Below are 23601 nucleotides of genomic sequence, written 5' to 3' on the forward strand. Positions count from 1 at the left end.
CGTCAGGGCGTTGGTCTTACCTCGAAAAGGTCAAGCGCGTCATGTTCGGCAAGCCATCGAAGGACTGCGGGAGTAACCGATTCCAGTTTGGCAGAGCCTTTGGCAAGGCTGCCTAGAAAGAGCTCGACCTCGTTATCCGCCGTAAAGGACGTCCTTTCCTTGTCAATCTCAGCGCGTCTTTGCAGCAGACGAGAGATGGCCGCCTTGAACTGATCCACTTGAACCGTCGAAAGCGTTGCAGTGGCTTCGTCGCTCAGTTGGACCATTCTTTTGCCAAGAGCGCTCGTGTCTTCGATTTTCGAGAGCAATGATCCGAGGGAATGGAACGGCCGATATTCAGTTTGCACCTGTGATCGCCATCGCTGCTTGATGGCGCCAAGTGTGTTGCCCAAAGACGTTCTGAGAAGGGGGACCTGCTCCTCGATCTCTTGAAGCGACTTGACATCGTCAGCCTGCGTCAAAAGCGATGTGAGGAGATTGGCGTCGTATAAGAGGTTATCCAGCTTTTCAGCCTCTTCGGGTGACTGCCCGAAACCCGTCATGTCGGAAACATCCAGCAAGTCGGAGAGGCGTTGAGCCATCGCTCTTAACTCACCTAACTGCAACGCAACGCGCGACAGGCTCTCGCCAAGCGCGCGCCGCTGCAGGGCCGACGGCAGGTCGGGAAGGAGGGTTTCGAGGTCTTCGAGAACATCAGTCATTTGATTTGACATGCTTCTTCATGACGGCCTCAAAGCCGTGCCCCACGTCGTGGATCTGATCCAGCGAGAATGTACCGGACCCATCGCTGATACAGTCGCGCACATGCCCAAGCAGTTGGCTGGCTACCGAGTCGCCGAGCTTTGCCGTGTCGAGAAACACGCTCAGATCCTTCGACGGGGCTTGGCTGAGCCTCGCGAATCCGAGTGTGGTACCTGCTTCACGATGATCAGCAACAAGCATGATGAAGTCCTCTGCAATCCGATCGCCCTCGACCTCAAAGCGTCCCGCCGCCTTGGTATATTCAGTCTTCCATGCGGTCACACTTTCGGGCGCAGCGCGCGGAAGCAGCTTCGAGACCTCCGTGACGATCCGGTCAACCCTCGCTAAGTGATCCTGAATAGTTCTTCCCCGCAGGAGGTCTTGCAGGCTTGCTGCACGCGATTCCAGTTGCTGGCGCTCGGTGCGGAGGATTGAGGAGAGACTTCCTTTGAAATGGGTTGCAATGTCCCTGATTGTTTCGAATTCGGATACGCCGCTGCCCCCTTCTCCCGCGGGAAGTTCGTCGAACCTCTGTGTGCGACGCAATCGCATAATGGCACCCGCCACCGAAGATACGTCCGCCAGCCCAAATCCCGGTGAGCCTCCCTGCGGCATGGCAATCATCGCCCTCAAGGCGTCGCGAAGCGTCGCATGATGGGCGCGCGTTTTGTTGAGAAACTCCTGCCAAGGCGAGCACCGGGTTGTAGGGTCGCTCTCCGCAGTTGGTTCGTCGGACAGAATCGCCTTCAACTGTTCAGGAAATGGATCGTCCGGACTGACGGTGGCACGAAGCCACGCTCGCGCGACGAGGATCTGTGCCGTGAGCGGCGCCGGGGTCCAACGCTCTCCGTCTACGCTTCCCAAGCGGCGGTCTGCGTACTCCGCCAACAAGGCCTGCAGTCTTCGAGTGAGTACGGTCAGCGAATGGCGGTGGAATGCCTCGTCGTCATAGGACATGCCTTTATCGAGTTGAAGGCTGACGAAACCCTCTAGACCTCGCCAAAGCCACTCGACGCGCGGTACGGTCAAATATGAGCGTTGCGCCGGACCCGTTCCCTCGATTTTGACCTGCTGCTCCGTCAAGATTCGCCGTTTGGTATGGGGATCAAGCCCGACCCGGCGATGATCGATGTCAGACAATAGCTCGTAGATAACAGAGTTGTATGCATATTGGGACTGAGCTTCGCCTGTTGCTTCCCAGGTCCGGATCTCGTCGAGGCGCGCCTGCAGACTGGATTTTGCGATAATCCTCTTCGCCGATGGTGGTTGTGGAATTCGTGTCTGCTGGGGCGCAGATTGGGTGAGGATAGCGCGCGCAACAGCGGGCTTTGGCTCGGTAGGCGCGTTGACCGGCTCCTCGATCGGAGGCTCTTCCTGGACTCGCGCTTGTGGGGTCGGCTGCATTTGCTGTTCCGATGGATCGGAGCCGATCCACGGGAGATTGAAGGCTTCGACAACCGGCTTCGGCACGCCGGCAAAATGAGGCGTTCCGGCCTCGTCCAACACCGTATCTGCACGTTCTTTGTCGCCCCAGTAGGCGATGAGGCGGCGCATTCTCGCTAAATCGACAGCCTGATCCGACAACTGGTTGCTCAGCACAGCGGCCACTCGCCTGCCGAGGTTCAGGCTTTCGGCCACGAGAGCAGCGTTCTCGGTCACCGCAGTCGGAAACTGCCCTTCATCAATTGCCCGCGTCTGAAGCAGGTTCGGGCTAAGCACCGCTTGCAGCAGACCACGTGGCGTCTTCCAGGTCATGCCATTGTCATGGTCGTTCAGGGCGTCGAAGAAATGATGGAGCGCTGTTCGCGTGAATGGAAAAAATCCAACCCCGTTCAGTTCTCCGAACGCGGCGTGGCAATGCACTCTGGCATCGCAGTTACAGCACTTGTTTGGAGCAGCCGCAGTTTGATCCGTCCAGAGTTGTTCGCGCCATCTGGCCAGTGCGTCGGGACCAGACCTGACCGCGGATAAATACCGGCTGACAAAGGCGAGGCGGTCGTCACGTCGTCGCAGTGTGGCGACGTCTTGGAGTTCGCCGTCTTGTTGCGCCGCTCCCAAATTGACTTCATGGGTGATGCGGGCGCGATAGTTGCCGTGCAATTTCTTATAATAGCCTGGCGTCACGCCAACCACTGATATGAGCGGGCACATATCTGCAGCACCGTCGGCGCCGCGGGTATCGGCATTCGTGACGAGGACATCGATGAGGCTGTCGTCGATGCCTTCCCAACTCGTGATGTCCTCGAGGAGCAAGACCAGCCTTTGGCCACGCTCAGCGAGCGCCACGCGGATCTGGCGAAACAGCGTCTTCAATCCTTCCGCAGATACGCCGAGAAGATTTTGAACTGCGTCGTTGCGGCGCCGATTAAGCGCGCTGACCAATTTCATCGTCACCGGGATGCGATGGCTTTGGTCGGCGGCGATCTCATCAGCCGTCCAGCCGGCTTCTCGCAGTTCCGCGATCGTGGCAGCCTCGTCGATCAGCTTGCGGGCCAATCGCTCTGTTACGCCGAAAGCTCCACTGTTGAATACGCCGCCGCAATGACTGGCCAACTCCTCGATATCGAAGGCGTCGAAGCTTGCCGATTGGGAGTTTCGCTCGGAACCGTCATCCCCTCCCTTTCCCTCCATCAGGGACAATATGCGCGAAGGTCCGCGCCAAGCATGCTTGATGGCCGGTAGATCGATAAGATCGCCCGGACGCACTGACCGACACCACTCGGCATCTTCAAGCGGCGGGTCAAAATGATCCGGATGCAATGCATTTGCGAGATTGCTGAGCAAAATGTTTGCCCGGCCTCGATCTGTGGCGCGATGGCGTCTGCCCATTTTGTCGAAGAGGTCCCGGAATTCCGCTGGCAGACGCTCACGCATCTGTCCGAGTGCGCCTTCCAGACTGCCATCGGCGCGCTGAAGCAGCAATTTTACGTCGCTGTTCTGAGGCCAGTTTATAGATAGCCACCGGATAAGATGGGATTTTCCGGAACCGGGTTCGCCTTGCACGACACAGAACGCATGCTGGCGGCTTCCATTCGATAATACATCGAGGAGTGCCGCTTCATCGCGCCCCTGAATCTCACCGCCGTGACTGCCCGAGACGTGAAAATCGTTGATCGGCGTATGGGTTGCCAGGAAAATGCCTTCGTGACCCTCAAGCGCCTCGTTGCTAATGATCGCGGTGGCGTCTTCAGAGCGCCAGCAAGCCTTCATGGGAGCGTTCATTTCGCATCCCCTTCTTTTATCGAAACGGCATAGAAGGAACTGATCTTGTGAGCAGGATCCGGAGCCAGCCGGACGTTTGCTGCCACATCGCCGAGGACTTCAAGCTCAATCGTTCCATCATCGTGGAGGTCGCGCATCGCCTGGGAGAGGATCGGCGACAATTGAATTGGATCGGTCGCAAAACCTATGCGCCGTGCAGCGTCGGAGTACATCCAGCCACCGTCAACAAACGGCATTCTCTGCCGTAGAGCCTTGAAGAACGTTTCAGCAGCGATCGGCACGTTCCTAACAATCTCGAGCCGCGCGATTTCTCGCTTAAGGCGGCGACCTATGTCGACCTGATATGGTGGATTTGCTTTGATCTCCTCGGTGAGACCCAAAAAAACCAGCCATCGGCGCCAGTACGGCAATTTGACGGTATTGATCCGGCGGTCCCCGTCGTCGTCCGCGCCGGGCGGAAGCGATGCTTCAGCTGCGTCGGCGAATTCGGCATTGTTGTACTCAAGGAGCCAACTGACGTTCTTGCGCTTAGCAGACTCGCATCCCACCCATGCGAGGAGTTCCAAGAGGACAGCGTCCTTTTCTTCTGGTGCAAGCTGAATGAGACGATCATAGACCCAGTCAGAGAAGATCGTATAGCTGGGCGCCGAAAGGTCGGAGTTGAGATGCAACTCGTTACCAACGGTTTCGACGGCTCCAATGCTGGTCGCAGCTCCGAGAACTTGCTGAAACGCGACAGGCTTTTCGGCAACCGTTTGATCGTCTTTTCTGAACCCGGGATTAAGCCAGGCAGCAGCGTCGGCGCGGCTGAGCGTACCGTCGTTCTCACGTAGAAGGGCGACCAGTGCCCAGACACGATCAGGAGTCCCGAGCGTGGATGACAGGATACTCATGCCGCAGGCTCCAGCATCGCAAAGTTATCAAGCGCGTCTTCGTGGTACGGAGCGCGTGCCGACATAGTTTGGTCGATGCGCCGGCCGTCGAATGTCAGGCTGGGGTTGGCAACCAGAAGCAGCGGATCGGGAAGTGCATCCCTGTTTCTACACTCCCATACAACTGACAACACGTTGCCTGTCGCGAGCTCATTCGGCCGTAGTAGCAGAGCGCTTGGGACCAAAGCGATGGCACGCCTATTCCGCAGGAAACTGCTATGCGTCACCACGAAACCCCGCTTGGCCGCCGACTGCGCAAACGCTTCAGCGCAGGATATCGCGATTTCGTCCGGCGCGATCAGTTGCTCCACTCCCGTCTGTGCCAACCGATGGATCAGCGAGGAAAGATCCCCTGAGAAGGTAGGGTTCCTCGGCGCGATGAGAGTTATACCAGTTGGCAATTTCATCGCCGCCGACCGCGGGACCCTGGGCCAGGCTTCGGCCGTCAATCGGGGTACGTAGGCATGCGGAGGCACTTGATGTCTCGTGCGGCAGCCGGGGCACCTTCCACAAGCCGGCAAGTCGCCGTCAGCGCTCTCCTGAAGGAGCTCGAAGACGTCGCGCAGTACGCATGTGGTCTCGGCTCGCTTCATCAACCGAACGAATTGCCTCGCTTCTTCTCGCGCCCTGGCCTGTTCACGGTCGCGAAGTGCAAAAACACGGTCCCAAACTTCACTTGTATTCTCGGCGAGGAGGGACGGTTCATTGATTTCGACGGCCCAAGTGGGGTGCTCTGCATCCTGGGCGCATGAGATGACCTCAAGCGTTCGGGCGCGCTGAAGCAGATTCATTATGCTCATATTCCAGCGCCTGTTGTAGTCGGTCGACACCTTGATCCCGGGCCGCATCGAATCAAGCTTGATTGTCATCGCTTGCTTCGCTCCGGTCCATCGGATGTCAAATGCGGAATGAACCATAGCCTCCCAACGCGGTACGGCCTTGTCCCTGGTGATCCAGGAACTCGTAGCCATTGACAACGCTTGGTTCGCGTCATCTTTGACATCATCCCTTGTCGCGTCGGTGAAGAGACAGATCGCAATCCCTTGTCGCCCATCGCGCGCCGACCGCCCGATCTCTTGGTACCACCGGGACGGACTGTCTGGCAGGCATGCGTGTATGACCGTTCTCACATTTGATTTGTCGACGCCCATTCCAAAGGCGGACGTTGCAACGACAATGTCGATCTTGTTATCGGCCCAGTCCTGTACGATCCGGCTTCGCTCGGTGTTCGAGGATATCTCACCACTGAAAAGAGCGATCCTTTCGTATCCTCGTTCTTTCAATCTCTCGAAAATCTCCGCCGCGCTGACGCGCAGATCACGCGGTCCGCGTTCTTCGTCCTCATCTCCTGCAAGGGTCGTATAGACTATCATCGGTCTGGGCGCTCGATCGATAACGAAATCGAGCGCCTGCACGCGCTCCTCCGAGGTCTTGTAAGACTGGACGACAATGTCGAATTCGGTGCGAGGAGATGCCGCATCGACTTCGCTCCAGCCCCGCTCAGAGCGGTAGGAGGAACGAAGAACATCCCGCGCGGCAGGTGGGAGCGTTGCTGAAAGCAATATACATTTTAGGTCCGGGTTGCCGCCCCTCAATTCCTGTACGAGACCAGGAAGCCGCTGAAAATCTGGCCGGAACGATCTGCCCCAGTTTTCAATGATGTGAGCCTCGTCGATGAAGACCGCAGCAAGGTGCGCACCCAATGTTGAAAGTTTGCTCTCTGGGCTTTTAGCTGCTTCGACCAATTGCTCCCTTGCCGATCCAAGTGCGATCTCGGGTGACATGAGGAGGACGGGGACTTCGCCTCGTCGGAAGGAATCCAGAAGCTCTGTCCGTTCAATCGGGCTCATTCCTCCGACTAGAGCACGGCTTCGCTCGAGCCCCGGTATCGCCGAGAGCGTTCGCTGATGGTCGAGCGCTAATGATACGGTCGGCGTGATGACCAGAACGCACTTGCCCAGCACTTCTTCTCGCAATTGTACGGCCATTATTTGAAAGAGCAGGCTCTTACCGGAGCCCGTCGGCAGGCAAACCATCAGCGCTGAACCGCTCGGCATCGTGAACAGTGAGCGAACCGCCGCTTTCTGTCCTTCCGATCGGAAATCGCGGTGGCTACTATGCCTGAGAAGCAGCGCGTCAGGTGGCAGATGTTCATGACAACGCCTAAGAGAAGAGTCAGGGCTTTGAGCGTCCCAGTACCCTTTGGGAGCCACGCCAGTCTGCTCATCTATCAGCCGTATCACCGAGTTTGATATCGCCATGCCAAAGCGAGGAGCGGCTGCTATTTCGACTTCTGTGAGTGGAATTGCGAGTTCAGAACGTTCAAGCCGCCCACCGGCAAGTCGCACCAGCGACCGCAACATTGCGAGCTTATCCGCGGCGGAGCGCGCTTCCTGGAGGCAGGCAGTTAAGCTCCTTACCTCGCTAGCAACCCACTCTTGGTTAGTTAAGGCACCATCAACGGACATTGCGGCGAACATCGCATTTTTCTGCTACTTCCGAGTTAATCGAAATAGCATTTTCAATTGTTCCGCCACAACAACACATATTTCAATCCCCACAGTAGCTACTGGTCGCCTCATTTAAAATCGCAGAGCAGGCTTAAGTCGCACGCCATTGTCGAATTTCGGCGCCCATGGTCTGGCGGACGGCCGAGGGTCTAAACGCCTTCTCGACCTCGGAGAGCCTGCTTTATAAGAGCGTCTTTGATTCTATGTAGGTGGAGCCATGACTGACATACAGCGGCGCGTCGCGCAGTCCGTCTCGGAGTATCTGGAGGTTGTCGAAGATATTGTCCCGACGACGTTCGCCGGCCTATGGTATCGCGGGCAGCCCAGCGCTCAGTACCAACTCATGCCAAATGTGCTACGGGATGTAACCTTCACAACCGACGGTAGAGGGCAACCCATTCGTCAGGATCAAATCATCCGGGCAAGTGGTAGCGCGGTTGCCGGGATACACCCGGAACGCATGCTCGACGATTTCAAACGCCGCGCCCGACCATTCCTTGAGCGTGAACTGAAGAACGATTTCGAGTGGATGTTTCTGGCCCAGCACCATGGGCTACCGACGCGTCTGCTTGACTGGACCACCAACGCTCTCGTGGCGCTCTACTTCGCAGCCTCGGGAGCGCGAGACGACACAGGGGATGCGGATGAAGCCTGCGCGGATTATCTTGATGAGAAAGGCGCAGAGCACCGCGACGACGGCTTTGCAGTTTTTGTCATCGATCCTGGCATGATCAATTCGATCATTTGCGACATCAGCGATCCGATCGACATCGCCGCCGCGCCGGAGAGATGGGCGCACTATCTCAGACCCACTGACGACATGATAAAGTCATATGCCCCGATCTGTGTAACGGCACCCCACATATCCCCCCGGCTCCGGTCTCAGTCCGGCACCTTCACTTTGCATGGAGCGAACATTCATCCCCTGGACTGGTATAATGTGACGCGTCCGCATATCACCAAGATCTTCCTTCCTAATTCCGTGGCTCGCAAGATCATGGAAAGCCTTCGGCGCGCCGGTGTCACGCAGAGCTTTATCTATCCAGGCCTTGATAGCATCGCCGCGGATATCAAAGTGGACGAAACGGTCCGCTATCAGGCCGAACTCCGAGCGTATTTTGAACTGACCGCCTCGAAGGACCCTAGCCTCCTCGAAGAAACGCACGCCAAAGAAGCATGAATAACCCACAGAAAATCACGGCAGCGGGCTTTATCCTCGATGAGCGGGACTATGCTCATTTCCTGATTTGGACACTCGATATTGATTCACAGAAGACTACCCACCTCCTGCAAAGTCGTGGAGAAACCTAGATTATCCCCCATGCTCGAAACCTCCCCCTCCCCGTCATCTCGCGCAGGCCGAGCTCCAAAACAATCCGCCGCGCCGCCTGCGGTGTGACGTTCAGCGTCTCAGCGACCATGCCGGCCGACACCAGCGGTTTTGCGATGACCAATTCGACCAGTTCCGGCAGTTTTGACGAGGCGCGGCGCCCCTCCAGTTTTCGATCCATCATCGTTTTCGCGAGCGCCAGCCGGTCATGCTCCTTCAGGCCGATCTCGGCGGCCGCCATCAGCCCCTGGGCAATGGCGAGCAGCCGGGTCTCGCGATCGCGATGCCGACGCCGATCGACGGGGACCGACTTCAGGCCGAGATTGAAGGCGGCGAGGTGCGCGGCGGTGGTGACCCCGGCCTGGCGGAGGATCGAGGCGCAAAACAGCCGGCCGAGCCAGGGCGCATGCTGAAGCACCGAGATCTCGTTCCAGGCGTCCAATGCGGCGATGGCCTGCAGCACCGCCGGCAGATCTTGCGCCTGCCGAAGGACGCCACGCCATTCCTCTAGGCGTTCGTCCTCGTTCCAGTCGAGATCGTAGACCAGCGGATCTCGTTCGCGAGTGTCGGCGAGGCTGGGCGCTCTTGCTTGTTCAATGGCAGCATCGGAACGAGCGAGCACCGCATCGATGGCGGCGAATTCTTCCGCAAGCGGACCGGCATCATCGTCCTCCTCCCCCTCCCCTCCTCCGACCGTCCCAACATCCGGCGCGCCGTCGTCGATCGCGACAGTGCGGTCGGCGCCATGCGACGCTGCAGGCGGTGCCTGCCCGCGGAGGCTGCGGAGGCCTTCGGGGCTGAGCGGCCAACCGGGTGGCTGCGCCGCAATGCGCCGGCGGGTTTTCAGGACATCGCGGGCGATAGTGAGTTCGTGGGTCGGGGTGCGGACATCCTTTGTGGCGTCGTGGAGAACGAGGTCTTCGAGATGGACCAGTTCGCCATCGATCCACAGCGAGGCGCAGGCATCGGCGAAGTGCATGCGCTCGAGGAAGCCCACGCCGACCGGCGAGCGGCCAATACGCTCGTCGAGCCGAGCGAGTGCGATGCCCGCGTCCGAAATCGGTCGCAGCAGGCTCGATATGGGCAACTTGGCGAGATCATAAACCATTGAAATGATGGTAAATGATTTGCTAAACGAACTCTATCTCAAAGTTAGCATTCCTCACTGCAGATGGTTGCCGGTCGGCGCACTCACCTCCGATAAGTAATGCTTATCGGAAGTGATTGCCACGCTGCCGAAAATCAGCGAAAACAGCATCATTGGGCGGCCGAAGCGCCGTTCCGACAGGCTGTTTTCGCCGCTCGAGGAGGCTCTTTGGACATTCTTGGCCCGACCACAGACGCCATCGCCCGCCGCGCCGAGGCGCTCGACACCATTGCCGCCGTGCTGCCGATCGACCGGCGCGACAAGCTCGCCGAGCTCCTGACCGACGCCGACGTCGAAACCCTGCGGCATCTGGTCAACGAGGGCATGGGCGCTAATACCTTGCGGGCCTTGACCTCCGATCTCGCTTACCTGGAGGTCTGGGCAATGGCGGCAACCGAAAGTCCCCTGCCCTGGCCGGCGCCGGAAGCGCTGCTGCTGAAATTCGTCGCCCATCATCTGTGGGATCCGCAACGCCGCGAAACCGATCCCGAGCACGGCATGCCGGCCGACGTCGCCGACGCATTGCGCCGAGTTGGCGTTCTCAGGACGGCCGGCCCGCATGCGCCAGACACCGTCCGCCGGCGGCTGGCCAACTGGTCGACGCTGACGAAGTGGCGTGGCCTCGACGGAGCGTTCGCCTCCCCTGCCCTGAAGTCTGCTATTCGTCTCGCCGTTCGCGCCGTGCCGCGGCCACGCCGCCGTAAGAGCGCCAAGGCGGTTACCGGCGACGTGCTGGCCAAACTGCTCGCGACGTGTAGCGGCGACAGCCTGCGCGATCTCCGTGACCGCGCGATCCTGATGGTCGCCTTTGCCTCCGGCGGCCGCCGCCGCAGCGAGGTCGCCGGCCTACGCAAGGAACAACTGACGATCGAGGCGCCGGTCACCGTTGAGGATGGAAGCCCCCTCCCCTCGCTCTCCATCCATCTCGGCCGCACTAAAAATTCCGGCGCGAGGCAGGATGAGGTGGTCTATCTCACCGGCCGGCCGGTCGAGGCGCTGAACGCCTGGCTGACGACGGCGAAGATCGACAGTGGCAGTGTTTTTCGGGCGATCGATCGCTGGGGCAACGTTTCCCGCCGGGCGCTCGATCCGAAGGCGGTCAATGATATCGTCAAGCGGCGGGTTGCTGAAGCCGGGCTGGAGCCGGGGGAGTTTTCGGCGCACGGGTTGCGATCTGGCTTTCTGACTGAGGCGGCGATACGCAACATCCCTCTCCTCGAGGCGATGGACCAGTCCCGGCATCGTTCCGTTCAGCAAGCCTCGAGCTATTACAACGATGCCTCGCGAAAGACTGGACGAGCCGCACAACTATTGTCTTAGGGGCCAGCAATCGCTCCCCATCGCGACTCGAATTTGTCGCCTGACAGACTGAATAGTTGCCGGCCCTCACGTCAATCTTAGCATCTCGAGGCTTAGAAGGGAGGCCGCTGTGAGAGTTTGACTGTGACGCCGTCTGCAGCACTTCCGAGCCTCCAAACTCCCGCATCTCGGTACCATGCCATCAGCACTTCTCGCGTGCCGATGCATTTCGCGGCCGCTTCGACATAGATGCGATCAGCGATCGCTACTCCGGCGTTCCTGGGAATCTTGGCCATGAGTTCCTGTCGTAGGCCGAAAACCGCGCGTTCTATGAAATCGACAGCCTCAACGTCGAGCCAGATCCGAAGCGGAACGACCGATTCTTCCATTTCTCGAAAGCTCGAGTGAACCGCGGTGATGCGAGCCTCTTCCGGAAACCGTGTACCAATCTGCTTGTAGGCTGCAAGGACACTAATGCGAGGCGGCTCTCGGACGAACGACCAAGTAAGCTCGCTCCGTCCTCCGCTAAGATCCAATGCGTCGCAATACGCGCCGACCTTCTCGATGTGGCCGACAAAAGCTGCATTCCTTTCGTTTGCCGACAGTGCCTCTCTCGACAATCGTGCCTGCTCTCCAGCATAGAATGCTGCCAGTGCCGACGCTATTGTCGAGGCGATCCCCACAACGATAGCGACGAGGATGCCTGTTTTCTCCAGGTTCCAACGCCCTCGCCTACCGGATTTCATCGCCCCTGCATCTTCACCGTAAGCCGCCCTCAATTGGTCCATGAACCTAGAGGCCCCTCATATCCCGCACGTCAGCCAGTTCCGTTGCCGGCTGCCCCCTCATCGTGTCGGCGGTCAGTAGCAACTGGTCGAACCTTAGGCCTGTTGCGTTTCCAATCGCCTCAAGCGACACTTGGTATTTCTTGAACCGGCCTGGCCGGAAACGTTCGATCCCAAAACGCTGCACGACGTCCGACTGGTTGAGGATGAAGCCGAACGCTTTGAGATCGTCTTGTGTATCGCCTTCCGCGACGCATATGATTTTCCAGAAGCGCAGCGGATACTTGATATCGCCCAGTCCGAAATTTGCGGATGGATCATTCTCGGCGAGAATTGGGCCTGATAAGATACAAGCTCTGGTATCGCCGTTTTTTCGGCTCTGCTGGATGTGGTTTTCGAACGCCCCCCATATCCCTTCCATGCCGGTGTAGGTTTTGTCGTTTCGACCCGGAGCGGATTGATTGAATGCCTCGTGCTGCGGAGTGCAATTCGTCCAGTGAAACGTGTCCGAGTTCGCATACTCCATCTCGGCATCGTCATCGCCCCACTCATTGTCTTCGCGCCGAACAATGTGTCCCCGGTCGATATTGCCGGCGGGCTTATAGAAGTCGGCATCGAATATCTGCGCCTTAGCCGGAATGCGTGGATCGGGGATCCAGCGGTCGCTGCCCCACATGTTCCGCTCACCCTCCTTCTTTCGCGACGTCGAATAGTCGACATTCACCGCTGACCACGCCTGAAGTCGCCGTTTCTTGTTCATCACGAGCTCGAAATGATGGTATTTCAGAATGAGAGGAGCGCCGTCGTCGCCTGGTAGCAAATCCCCGCGTATTTCGTCGGGCATCAGCGGGATCGGAACATTGATCCGCCGATTATCCTGCAGGAAGAGAGGATCATAGCCGTCGCGATTGTCATAATCCGGGTCGAACCTGATCGACTTCTCGACCGCAATGACGGTTGCGGTCTTTTCCTCAACAACCGGCTCGGCAGCATCGGGGGCGGCGGCGGTTACGTTGATGGTGACCGGTCCAGTGAACGTGAAATTAACGCCTGACATATCCGCGGTTTCTCCAACAATCGTTCTTGTGCGTTGCGCTTGCCCGATTGGGCTCATTTCGGTCGCTCCAATTGCGCCGAAAGCCTCCGCCACAGGGTCACCGGTTGAGGCGATCAGGGATTTCAGAATCTCTGCCTCAAAGGGATTTTCAGACTTCATCGCCCTTAGACGCCTGACCAGCTCGCTCACTCGTATGCCCTCGTTGGCAACCCATTTGACACGATCGTCTCCCATGTCCTCGGACCAGAGCGTGCCATCGGTCGCGATGACCTGACCATCTCGCATCTGAGGGATGCCGGCGTGGTGAAGGGCAACGAGTTCCCAGTTGGAACTGAACGCAGGAGAGCCGGACGAGCCTTCAAGGGTGTCGGTCTCATAGTGCAGAAATCCCTCATCCAGAATGTCGACGAGGCGATTTTGAGCCACCGCATACTGTTTAGGTCCGCCCTCCGGGTACTGGATGATATTGACCGCCTCTCCCTTGAGGATCTTCGGTACCGCCTCGATCAGAGCGATCTGCCCCATTTCCGACAAAGCTCGATCCGCCGCGATCTGTCTCACCGCGACGATCGCGAAGTCCAGCTTTTCGTCGGATATGTAGAAGCGACCGGGATCGAGCTCGAACGAGACTCCAATCTGCGTTCCGAGTTCGCTCTTTTCGTAGAGGAAGTTTGCAGCACACCCGTTGGCATTGGAGCGATGAGGGAAGACATGCCAGTTTGTGAGAAGGAGGTCCGGTGCTACGAGGAAGCCGGTGGCGAAGCCTTCGGGCTCGATTCCCGGCCCGCGGTACTCCACTAGACGGGCAACCGGCTTGCCGGCCTTTCGTGCAATTTCGTTCGGTGCGACCAGCACAGGATCCCACGGACCGATCTTTCGCTCGATGCCGAAGGGCAATTTGGGAGCGGTCGCTCTAAGGCTTCTGAGGCCCTCGATTCGTCTTCGGTAGTTCTCCTGGCGCTCTTTGCTATCGGCGGCGCCAGGTCCGTTCTCGGCGATGAGTGCCTTGTTGTGCGCGCGTTCGTCGGTTCTCGCTTTAAAGCGCGCGACTGCTGCAGCCTGAGCTTCCTTTCGCGCGAGGCGCATATCCTCGAGCCGTGACATGTGCCGACCCCTCCCCCTAAAGCCGAAACAAGTCACTACTATAACTTGAGATCAAGACGGTTTTACAATGAAGGTTGGCCTGGCGCAAATTACTCCGTCAGCCAAATCCGTTGTTGAGGCTGGTTGGCATGGTCGTCGGTCTTGGCCGGGATTTCGAACTCAGCTCCCTGTCGGAGTCGGCACTCAGGTTCTGGCGTCTCGGTGTGATGCACCAGGATTTCCGCGCGTGCATTTCCGTCTTAGAGGGAGCGGAGTGGCCCCTCGCACTGGTCGACACTGTTCAAGCTGTTGGCGCAACGATCGGCGCCAATAGGTGTGCCTTCACTCCTTGCAGCGACCAGCAGAAACTCTTCACCCCACAATCCTGTCAGCTGACAGGTTTTTGCAGCAACCCGAACTCCTCCACCGCTGAGCTATATCCGCCCTTCCGAAAGTCGGCTGAGATCAAGCAGTCATCCCCCCGCTGCAATTTTTGAAACATCGAGACAATCGGCGCGACGGTAGTTCATGATCAGAGGCCTGCCCGGCGTTATGAACCATGACCTCGCGTCATCGCGATCCGGGTCGAGTTAAACCAGAGTCCTGTCAGCTGACAGGATTCCCCTTCGGAAGCTTGCATCTCACTTCAAAGCCACGAAACAACTTGCCGCTCAACTCGGCACCCCGAACGAACAGCGCTCCTGCCGAGCCTTAACAATTCTATCCCACCCGTCGATCGTCGCTTCCATGCGCTCTTAACAGCGCCATCAACATAGGGCCGAGCGAAAATTCGCCCCTCGCCGCCTTGCGCGTCAGATCTCGGAGATATCCGCCCGGCGAGTTGATGTGCCCGTGCCGCTCGAGGATACAAGCGATCGCTACGGCAGCGTTTTCCGATCCCATTACCTCGCAAGCCTCCTGGTATGCCGACGGGCTCACCTTCAACATCGAGCGGACGACGACTGCGGCCGACATCATCTCGCGCCAGCCGTCAATCGCCCCACCTGGACCGTACATTGCGATTTCAGGGCACGCCCTCAACACCATACCAAGCGGAAAACTCCGGATCGGCTGTCGCTTCGTTCGATCATCATCCACCCGCTTCGCCCCCTGCTCATTTCTAGAGCTAGGTTCAAATTCATGGATGGATTCGGTTTTTGAATTCTGTATATGCCGCTCACTCTGAGCAGCATTGGTGCTAATATCTTCGTCTTTTTGTTGTGTTTCCAAAGTCTTGAGGATCTTCTTCTGTAGAAGCTCCATCTCATCCAGGACTGACCCGACGCTGCGGAGTGTCGGAGACCGAGGAATCCTGCTCACCAAGTCGATATAGGTCTCTTCGATGGCTTCCCAATCGCCAGCCGCGCCTTCTTCGATCGCGGCAGTAATGAGCTTACGAACGTCGCGCCGGCAAATCGTCAGGCTCTCCTTGGCTCTCCGGAAGGCTGCCCGATCCGCTGCAACCTGCTGCGCCATGGCGGCGAGTTCTTCCGAGCGCAACAGAAGTGGTGAGATGTCAAAGCCAAAAGCGCTCTCGATCTCACCTGCCCTGTCTTTTCTGGCATACCGCTTACCATTGGCGCTGTCTCTCCGCACGATCAGGCCCGCCTCGACGAGCAGGGCGAGATGCCTGCGGAGCGTCGCGCCAGCTATACCATGGGCACGGAGTGTCAACTGCGCATTTGATGGGAAGACAATGAGCTGAGCCTCCTGGCGTAGCTCATTGTCAGGGTAGAAACTCAGGAGCGCGTCAAGCACAGCCAGGCTGCGATCCGCCAAGCCAAGCAATTCCCTCGCTTCCGAGGCGTCCCGAAAAACTTTCCATTTGTCTGCTGACTTGCCGGGCTTGATCTCGGTCGTCGCCATCTGTCTTCGAACCAAGGCAAGCGTCATCGGCCGCCGCCCGAAAGGCGTCGTCACATTTCCACTCTGCATTTTCCTTCACCTTCAAACAGGCAAAAGAAATCCGCTCGCCCGAAACGGCGCCAAAGACTCTTGACTAGGATTCGTGGAAATGCGATTCTCGAGGTGCTAAATCAGAGAGAGGCTTCCACGACGGCAACGTTTGGGGGCCTTTTTCTTTTGCTACGCTTCCTTTCTTCACCTGCTTCGAAATCCCGACAGCTGTCAGAGTTTCTTATTCCTCGCGCTGGCGGATAAAGCGCTCAGCCAGGCTTGGCAGCTCCGCCTCAACAAACTTCAAGAACTCGATCCCAAGTGATCCCTCGGCGGAAATGCGAACCTCTTTCGGAGACATTACCAAGGCGCCAAGCTTCGTCCCGTTGCCATCCGAAATCGAAGTTGGTTCGACACCTGTTTTGACGACCGGTTTGATCGCATTTAGTACACGCTGAAATCTCTGGTCAGAGGTTTCAGCGCCGTCGCTTTTCCTGCCCAACGCAGCCCGAATAGACTCGAGAGTAGCTGGGTCGCCAGCAATTGCCTTGGCAAGATCGAGCCAACGGGGCCTACCTACCTTAGGCGCGCGACCAATTGCTTCGATCACGTCGGTCGGAACCGATCGGTAGACGCTGCGCATCTTCGCGAGCTCCGCGTCATCGATTGATAGCGCCGCGTATATGTCACGGGGCTTGATTCCTGCGTCATCCATTCGTGATGCGAACAGCGCGCGTTCAATCCATGTGAGATCCTGTCGGCTCGCATTTTCAATGCCCTGCGCAACGACAAGGTCCAGATCTGAAATCTCTACCTCGAGGGCGCGTACCGGGATCCCCAGCTGCTGAGCAGCGAGCCAACGCCGGTGACCGTAGACGATTTGATAGCGACCAGGTGAGGTAGGGTGTTTCCGGACCTGGACGGGAACCTTTTGGCCTTCAGTCTGGATCGATCGCTTAAACGCTTCAAAATCTGTCCTGTCATCGTCCGGGAGTCTGTCCGGGAAAGGGGAGGGGTCGATGAGGGAAGGATCTAGCTCGCGAACTGCGCCACCGCCCGACTCAAGGAGAGCCCTCAGTTCATCGCGCTCTGATCGGATGTCATCGATCGCCCGGTGGGCCGCGCCGATGACACCAGCCCCGACACGCTTACCCGCGGATTGAACAGGAGGTGTCGGCTGCTCATCGCTTTCCAACCTGTTCTCCAGCTCTGCGGAAAGCATCCCGAAGCTTGCAACAATGGACTTGCGAGGGTTTTTGCTCATGTCCGCCCCCAACTGTCGTTGATGAGGCGGACAATCGCCTCGTTAACGGCATCCACCGCTTCGCGGGCACGCTTGTGCGTATCGCGACCGATCTGGCCCAGTTCAAGCTCGTATATCGATCGTTTCGCTAGGCCAGCGGCCTCCACGGCTGTGCTCTCGATGGCCGTCGGCAACAAGACGTCGGAACCAAATAAATGGCGAAGCATCGCAACGACTTGCGACTGCGGCGCATCATTGGGGTCGTGCCGTGTGACCAGATAGCGGATGAAGTCCTGGTTCAACTGAGCACCGCTCTCATTCAGAACACTGATCAGGTCGCCCATCATCAGAAGGAACTGGCTCATAGATGCAACGTCGAGCATGGCCGGATGTACCGTAATAATCATGCTTGTTGCCGCGTACATCGCGCTCAATGTCAGAAAGCCGAGCGACGGCGGAGTGTCTAGGATAACGACGTCGTAGTCCGCCTCGACTTCCGCAAGCGCCAGCTTCAGTCGCTCGAAGAAGATTGCGCCGGAGCTCGACTTGTTCGCCAAGACGCGTGGAGTTTCGTGTTCATACTCCATCACTTCCAGATTGCCTGGAATTAGATCGATACCTTCGAAATATGTCCTACGGATAATGTCGCGGATTGGACGACGTTCGGCTTCGTCGTATCGCAAAGCAGCATAAATCGTTTCATTCGGCCCGACATCAATCTCGGGCTGGGCGCCGAACAAAGCAGACAAGGATGCTTGAGGGTCCAGGTCCAGTGCGAGGACGCGATAGCCTTGAAGGGCCAAATAGTGCGAAAGGTGGACGCAGGTGGTGGTCTTCGCGCTGCCGCCCTTGAAATTGGCTATTGCAAGAACCTGAAGGTGCTCGCCGGCACGACGGCGAGGGAGGAAACGCAAGGCTTCTGACGGCTTCTGCTTCGCGAACAATTCACGCAGCTCATTGATCTGGGCCAGCGTGTAGACGCGATGGTTGTTCTCAAGTCTGCTGGGCACCGGGCCACGTCCTTCGGTGGACATGAGCTTCAGCGTGGAATCGGGTATGGATGTCAGCTTTGACACCTCGTTCGTCAAAAACGGACGCAGAGCTTTTTCCGACTTTGGCGGATACATGCGAGTTCTGAGCTGCTGCAATTGCCCGGACAGGAGCCCTGCGTGGCGCATGATCTTGCTGCCGGCATCTTCCTTGGTCCCGACAACTGATTCTACTCGATTTGCTATCGCCATCTTTCCCTCTTGGCGGCCTTCCGCCGGTTTACCGGCCATTGCTCGCCAAAGGTAGAACATGATTCTCCCTGACCGGTCCAGAAGTTTAGGGTTAACAGACGGTTAACGGCCCCGGCGGATCCCCAAGAGGATTCCTGCTTTTTGTGTTTTCAATCCGAGGTTTAGCCTAACGCCTCCACCAACTTGATCCACAATTGTTCTCCTGTGAATCCTACAAATGGGGACGGACACGCAAACCGTCTCCACACACAAGGCGCGACTCACCCGGCTTGGCTTTGTAGGATTCTACAACTGCCCACCGATTCCGATCCGTGCTGATTTCGCCGCCGACCAACAACGACGGAGAAATTCATGCAGATTCTCGCGATCTCGAAGCCCCGGAATGTCGAAGAGGCCCGGCTTCTCCACAATCATCACCAGCTGCGCGCCCGGATCTTTTCCGACCGATTAGGCTGGGAGGTTCACGTTATTGACGGTCGGGAGTCAGACACCTTTGACACCCTGACGCCAACCTACATCCTCGCAATTTCCAACAGCGGCGAAGTGGCAGGGTGCGCGAGGCTGCTGCCGGCGCTTGGCCCGACCATGGTTACGGACGTCTTTCACTCCCTTCTTCCGAATGGACAGCTCAACGCGCACTCCGCGATGATCGAAAGCTCCCGCTTCTGCGTCGATACTAGTCTGGGGGAGGGCAGGGGAGCCGGCTCGGTTCATGAGGCTACTCTGACCATGTTCGCGGGTATCATCGAATGGTGCATGTCGAACAGCTTCGCCGAAATCGTGACGGTCACTGACCTCCGCTTCGAGCGGATCCTCGCGCGTGTGGGCTGGCCGCTTCAGCGGCTGGCCGAACCCAAGAAGATCGGCGTGACTATGGCCGTGGCGGGGATCCTGTCCGCCGATGCCGGCACTTTCCAGAAGCTTCGCCCTTCCAACTACCGATCTGATTTCGACCCAATCAGCAAGGCAGCGTAAGGAGAAATCCGTGAACCAGCTTCGCTCACACCCCCGGCTTGTCCGCAAACTTCAGGAGGCGCTCGGCGATCAGCTCTGCGTGGCGCTGGACGACGCGACCGTTGTCGAGATCATGCTCAATCCGGACGGGAAGCTCTTCATCGAGCGGCTCGGGCATGGTGTCGCTCCCGCCGGCGAGATGTCCGCCTCGGCGGCCGAAATGGTGATCGGTACCGTTGCGCATGCGCTTCAGTCCGAAGTCGACACGGAACAGCCTATCATCTCCGGCGAGCTTCCGATTGGCGGCCACCGGTTCGAGGGTCTGTTGCCCCCGGTGGTCGCCAAGCCTGCGTTCACGATTCGCCGTCGCGCTTCGCGTCTGATCCCGCTCGACGATTATGTGCGCTCCGGCGTGATGACAGAGTATCAATCTTCGACGATCCGGAGCGCAATTTCCTCACGGCTCAATATCATCATCTCCGGGGGCACGGGTTCCGGCAAGACCACTCTCGCGAATGCCGTGATCAACGAGATCGTGAAGAGCGCCCCGGAAGATCGCCTCGTCATTCTTGAGGATACCGCCGAAATCCAATGCGCGGCCGAGAACGCCGTTCTTCTGCATACGAGCGATACAGTCGATATGGCGCGGCTGCTGAAGAGCACCATGCGTCTGCGTCCCGACAGGATCGTCGTGGGGGAGGTTCGCGACGGGGCGGCTCTGACGCTACTTAAGGCTTGGAACACCGGCCACCCCGGTGGCGTGGCAACCATTCACTCGAACACCGCGATGTCGGCGCTGCGCCGTCTTGAGCAACTCACCGCCGAAGCCAGCCAGCAGCCGATGCACGAGGTTATCGGAGAAGCCGTCGATCTCATTGTCTCCATCGAGCGGACTCCACGGGGTCGACGCGTTCGCGACGTCATCCAGGTCGAGCGCTTCGTCAACGGCCAGTACGAGATCGAATCCGACCAGCTCACCGAAGAACAGGAGACGCGCAATGTCGCGTAAGTATGCACTCATCGCCGTCGTGCTCATCGCAGCGCCCAGCTTTTTTGCCTCTGTGGCGCCGGCGCTGGGCAGTTCCGGCGGTGGTGGTCTCCCGTGGGAGGGGCCACTACAGCAAATCCAGGAGTCGATTACCGGTCCGGTTGCTGGCGCCATCGCCCTGGCGGCGGTCGCAATCGCAGGCGGCATGTTGATCTTCGGCGGCGAGCTCAACGATTTCGCGCGGCGGCTCATGTATATCGTCCTCGTCGCCGGTATCCTGCTAGGCGCTACTAACATCGTCGGCCTGTTCGGCGCGACGGGCGCCTCGATCGGCCTCCCAGTCGAGCAGTTCACATCGAGTGGGCAGCAAAATGCAGAAGGGGAGGGGGCTGATGGCTGAGTCCCGGTCCGCCCTCCAGCGCAACCGCATCCACCGTGCGCTCTCCCGTCCCAACCTCCTGATGGGCGCCGACCGGGAGCTGGTGCTGCTTACGGGTCTCGCTGCCATCATCCTGATTTTCGTGGTGCTGACCCTCTATTCGGCGCTGTTCGGCGTCGCCGTCTGGATCGTCATTGTCGGGCTGCTTCGGATGATGGCGAAGTCGGACCCGCTCATGCGGCAGGTCTATATCAGGCACATCTCCTACAGGCATTACTACAAAGCGACCACGTCTCCGTGGCGGCGCTATTGAGGAGGCTGACATGGTCGCTCTCAAGCGCTTCCGGGCCACCGGGCCCTCCTTCGCGGATCTCGTTCCCTATGCCGGCCTGGTCGACAACGGCGTACTCCTGCTCAAGGACGGCAGCCTGATGGCCGGCTGGTATTTTGCAGGGCCGGATTCCGAAAGCGCCACCGATCTCGAGCGCAACGAACTGTCACGCCAGATCAACTCCATCCTGTCGCGGCTCGGGAGCGGTTGGATGATCCAGGTAGAGGCTGTTCGTATTCCGACGTTCGACTATCCCTCGGAAGACCGCTGTCATTTCCCGGATGCTGCCACGCGCGCGATCGACGCGGAGCGCCGGGCACATTTCGCGCGCGAGCGGGGACACTTCGAGAGCAAGCACGCGCTGATCCTCACCTACCGGCCGATCGAATCCAAAAAGACGGCGCTCAGCAGATACATCTACTCGGACGAGGAGAGCCGTAAGAGGACCTATGCCGACACGGTGCTCTTCATCTTCAAGAACGCAATCCGCGAGATCGAGCAATATTTCGCAAACACGCTTTCGATCCGGCGGATGGAGACACGCGAGGTCGCTGAGAGGGGAGGGGAGCGCGTCGCCCGCTATGACGAACTTCTTCAGTTTGTCCGGTTTTGCATCACCGGCGAAAACCATCCGATCCGACTGCCGGACGCGCCCATGTATCTCGACTGGATTGCGACCGCTGAACTCGAACACGGGCTGACGCCGAAGGTCGAGAACCGGTTCCTCGCTGTTGTGGCGATCGATGGGCTGCCGGCGGAGAGCTGGCCGGGAATCCTCAACAGCCTCGATCTGATGCCGCTCACCTATCGCTGGTCGTCGCGCTTCATCTTCCTCGATGCTGAAGAGGCGCGTCAAAAGCTGGAACGGACGCGCAAGAAGTGGCAGCAGAAAGTTCGTCCGTTCTTCGACCAGCTTTTCCAGACGCAAAGCCGGTCGGTCGATCAGGACGCGATGACGATGGTGGCGGAGACGGAGGATGCGATTGCGCAAGCATCGTCGCAACTTGTCGCCTACGGCTACTACACGCCCGTAATCATTCTCTTCGACAGTGACCGGGAAGCATTGCAGGAAAAGGCCGAGGCGATCCGCCGGCTGATCCAGGCTGAGGGATTTGGGGCGAGGATCGAGACGCTCAACGCAACCGACGCTTATCTCGGTAGCCTACCGGGCAACTGGTACTGCAATATCCGCGAACCGCTGATCAACACCAGCAACCTCGCGGACCTTATACCGCTCAATTCGGTCTGGTCAGGGAACCCGAGCGCACCTTGCCCTTTCTATCCTCCCAATTCCCCACCGCTGATGCAGGTCGCGAGCGGCTCGACGCCGTTCCGGCTGAATTTGCACGTCGACGACGTCGGCCACACACTGATATTCGGGCCAACCGGCTCAGGCAAATCGACACTTCTCGCACTGATCGCGGCACAGTTCCGACGCTATAACCAAGCCCAGATTTTCGCCTTCGACAAAGGAAGCTCGCTCCTACCGCTGACGCTGGCTGCCGGCGGCGATCATTACGAGATCGGCGGCGATGTGCAGGAAGCTGGACCAGCACTCGCGTTCTGCCCGCTCGCGGAACTCGCCACCGAGGCAGACCGGGCCTGGGCGACGGAGTGGATTGAGATGCTGGTCGCGCTGCAGGGCGTCAGCGTCACCCCCGATCACCGCAACGCAATCTCACGGCAGGTTGGCCTGATGGCCAACGCGCCAGGCCGATCGCTTTCCGATTTCGTGAGCGGCGTGCAGATGCGCGAGATCAAGGACGCACTGCATCATTATACAGTCGACGGCCCAATGGGTCAGCTTCTCGACGCCGAGGAGGATGGTCTCACCCTCGGCGCTTTCCAGACCTTCGAAATTGAGCATCTCATGAACATGGGCGAACGGAACCTTGTCCCGGTGCTGACCTATCTGTTTCGGCGCATCGAAAAGCGCCTCGATGGATCTCCGAGCCTGATCTTGCTCGATGAGGCCTGGCTGATGCTCGGCCATCCAATCTTTCGCAGCAAGATCCGGGAGTGGCTGAAGGTACTGCGCAAGGCGAATTGCGCTGTCGTGCTTGCCACCCAGTCGATTTCGGATGCCGAGCGGTCCGGTATCATCGATGTCTTGAAGGAGTCCTGCCCGACCAAGATTTGCCTCCCGAACGGCGCGGCTCGAGAGCCGGGGACACGGGAATTCTACGAGCGGATTGGTTTCAACGAACGCCAAATCGAGATCGTCTCAACCGCGACCCCTAAGCGCGAATACTACATTGCCACCCCGGAAGGTCGCCGCCTCTTCGACATGTCGCTTGGCCCCATTGCGCTGAGCTTCGCCGGAGCGTCCGGCAAGGAAGATCTGAAGCGCATCCGCGCGCTCAAATCCGAACACGGCCACGCCTGGCCGATCCACTGGCTTCAAACGAGAGGAGTTCACGATGCTGCAACGCTGCTCAGAGTTTAGTTGGCTCGCCCGCCTCA

The 23601-nt window shown here is 58.7% G+C and carries 17 protein-coding genes; 7 read left to right on the top strand and 10 right to left on the bottom strand.

Annotated features, from left to right (window positions below; all coding sequences use genetic code 11):
• Nucleotides 1-2: 2 nt before the first annotated feature.
• Genes CO676_RS17845 through CO676_RS17860 form a run of 4 tightly spaced genes read right to left on the bottom strand, consistent with a single transcriptional unit; the run spans nt 3 to nt 7375 of the window.
• Nucleotides 3-701, bottom strand: coding sequence for a hypothetical protein (locus tag CO676_RS17845; RefSeq protein ID WP_097522086.1), 699 nt, complete (start codon nt 699-701; stop codon nt 3-5).
• On the bottom strand, nt 694-3963 hold the full coding sequence (locus CO676_RS17850) for an ATP-binding protein (RefSeq protein ID WP_144340152.1): 3270 nt from the start codon (nt 3961-3963) through the stop codon (nt 694-696). The genes CO676_RS17845 and CO676_RS17850 overlap by 8 nt, the downstream gene beginning before the upstream one ends.
• Nucleotides 3960-4856, bottom strand: coding sequence for a hypothetical protein (locus CO676_RS17855; protein ID WP_097522088.1), 897 nt, complete (start codon nt 4854-4856; stop codon nt 3960-3962). The genes CO676_RS17850 and CO676_RS17855 overlap by 4 nt, the downstream gene beginning before the upstream one ends.
• Nucleotides 4853-7375, bottom strand: a complete 2523-nt coding sequence (locus tag CO676_RS17860; RefSeq protein ID WP_097522089.1) for a DEAD/DEAH box helicase — start codon at nt 7373-7375, stop codon at nt 4853-4855. The genes CO676_RS17855 and CO676_RS17860 overlap by 4 nt, the downstream gene beginning before the upstream one ends.
• A gap of 247 nt (nt 7376-7622) precedes the next feature.
• Between CO676_RS17860 and CO676_RS17865 the strand changes: the two genes are divergently transcribed.
• On the top strand, nt 7623-8585 hold the full coding sequence (locus CO676_RS17865) for an FRG domain-containing protein (protein WP_097522090.1): 963 nt from the start codon (nt 7623-7625) through the stop codon (nt 8583-8585).
• 127 nt (nt 8586-8712) lie between these two features.
• On the opposite strand, the gene CO676_RS17870 is transcribed toward CO676_RS17865, so the two are convergent.
• A complete protein-coding gene (locus tag CO676_RS17870; RefSeq protein WP_097522091.1) occupies nt 8713-9852 on the bottom strand; it encodes an RHE_PE00001 family protein in 1140 nt (379 codons plus the stop codon).
• 198 nt (nt 9853-10050) lie between these two features.
• Here CO676_RS17870 and CO676_RS17875 point away from each other — a divergent pair, with 198 nt between their 5' ends.
• Complete coding sequence (locus tag CO676_RS17875) at nt 10051-11202, top strand: site-specific integrase (RefSeq protein WP_245424346.1); 1152 nt, start codon at nt 10051-10053, stop codon at nt 11200-11202.
• Nucleotides 11203-11294: 92 nt separating this feature from the next.
• Here the strand turns inward: CO676_RS17875 and CO676_RS17880 are convergent, their stop codons facing one another.
• The 5 genes from CO676_RS17880 to repA form a co-directional block, all read right to left on the bottom strand.
• The gene (locus CO676_RS17880) at nt 11295-11969 is read right to left on the bottom strand and encodes a hypothetical protein (protein ID WP_097522093.1); all 675 of its coding nucleotides are present in this window, start codon (nt 11967-11969) and stop codon (nt 11295-11297) included.
• Nucleotides 11970-11973: 4 nt separating this feature from the next.
• Nucleotides 11974-14127, bottom strand: a complete 2154-nt coding sequence (locus CO676_RS17885) for a DNA/RNA non-specific endonuclease (RefSeq protein WP_097522094.1) — start codon at nt 14125-14127, stop codon at nt 11974-11976.
• A gap of 699 nt (nt 14128-14826) precedes the next feature.
• Nucleotides 14827-16041, bottom strand: a complete 1215-nt coding sequence (repC, locus tag CO676_RS17895) for a plasmid replication protein RepC (protein WP_097522096.1) — start codon at nt 16039-16041, stop codon at nt 14827-14829.
• A 202-nt stretch (nt 16042-16243) separates the two neighbouring features.
• Entirely contained in the window at nt 16244-17266 is a 1023-nt protein-coding gene (repB, locus tag CO676_RS17900; protein ID WP_179875532.1) for a plasmid partitioning protein RepB, read from the bottom strand.
• Nucleotides 17263-18546: a plasmid partitioning protein RepA gene (gene repA / locus CO676_RS17905; RefSeq protein ID WP_097522097.1), complete on the bottom strand. Its 1284-nt coding sequence runs from the start codon at nt 18544-18546 to the stop codon at nt 17263-17265. The genes repB and repA overlap by 4 nt, the downstream gene beginning before the upstream one ends.
• 291 nt (nt 18547-18837) lie before the next feature.
• On the opposite strand from repA, the gene CO676_RS17910 reads away from it, so the two are divergent.
• Genes CO676_RS17910 through CO676_RS17930 form a run of 5 tightly spaced genes read left to right on the top strand, consistent with a single transcriptional unit; the run spans nt 18838 to nt 23584 of the window.
• On the top strand, nt 18838-19461 hold the full coding sequence (locus tag CO676_RS17910) for an acyl-homoserine-lactone synthase (protein WP_097522098.1): 624 nt from the start codon (nt 18838-18840) through the stop codon (nt 19459-19461).
• A gap of 10 nt (nt 19462-19471) precedes the next feature.
• A complete protein-coding gene (gene trbB, locus CO676_RS17915; protein WP_097522099.1) occupies nt 19472-20449 on the top strand; it encodes a P-type conjugative transfer ATPase TrbB in 978 nt (325 codons plus the stop codon).
• The gene (locus CO676_RS17920) at nt 20439-20828 is read left to right on the top strand and encodes a TrbC/VirB2 family protein (RefSeq protein ID WP_097522100.1); all 390 of its coding nucleotides are present in this window, start codon (nt 20439-20441) and stop codon (nt 20826-20828) included. Before trbB ends, CO676_RS17920 begins: the two co-directional genes overlap by 11 nt.
• Complete coding sequence (locus CO676_RS17925; protein ID WP_097522101.1) at nt 20821-21120, top strand: conjugal transfer protein TrbD; 300 nt, start codon at nt 20821-20823, stop codon at nt 21118-21120. The genes CO676_RS17920 and CO676_RS17925 overlap by 8 nt, the downstream gene beginning before the upstream one ends.
• A gap of 10 nt (nt 21121-21130) precedes the next feature.
• A complete protein-coding gene (locus CO676_RS17930; protein WP_097522102.1) occupies nt 21131-23584 on the top strand; it encodes a conjugal transfer protein TrbE in 2454 nt (817 codons plus the stop codon).
• Nucleotides 23585-23601: the final 17 nt, after the last annotated feature.

It is taken from the genome of Sinorhizobium sp. BJ1 (assembly GCF_002531555.1).
Lineage (GTDB): Bacteria > Pseudomonadota > Alphaproteobacteria > Rhizobiales > Rhizobiaceae > Sinorhizobium > Sinorhizobium fredii_B.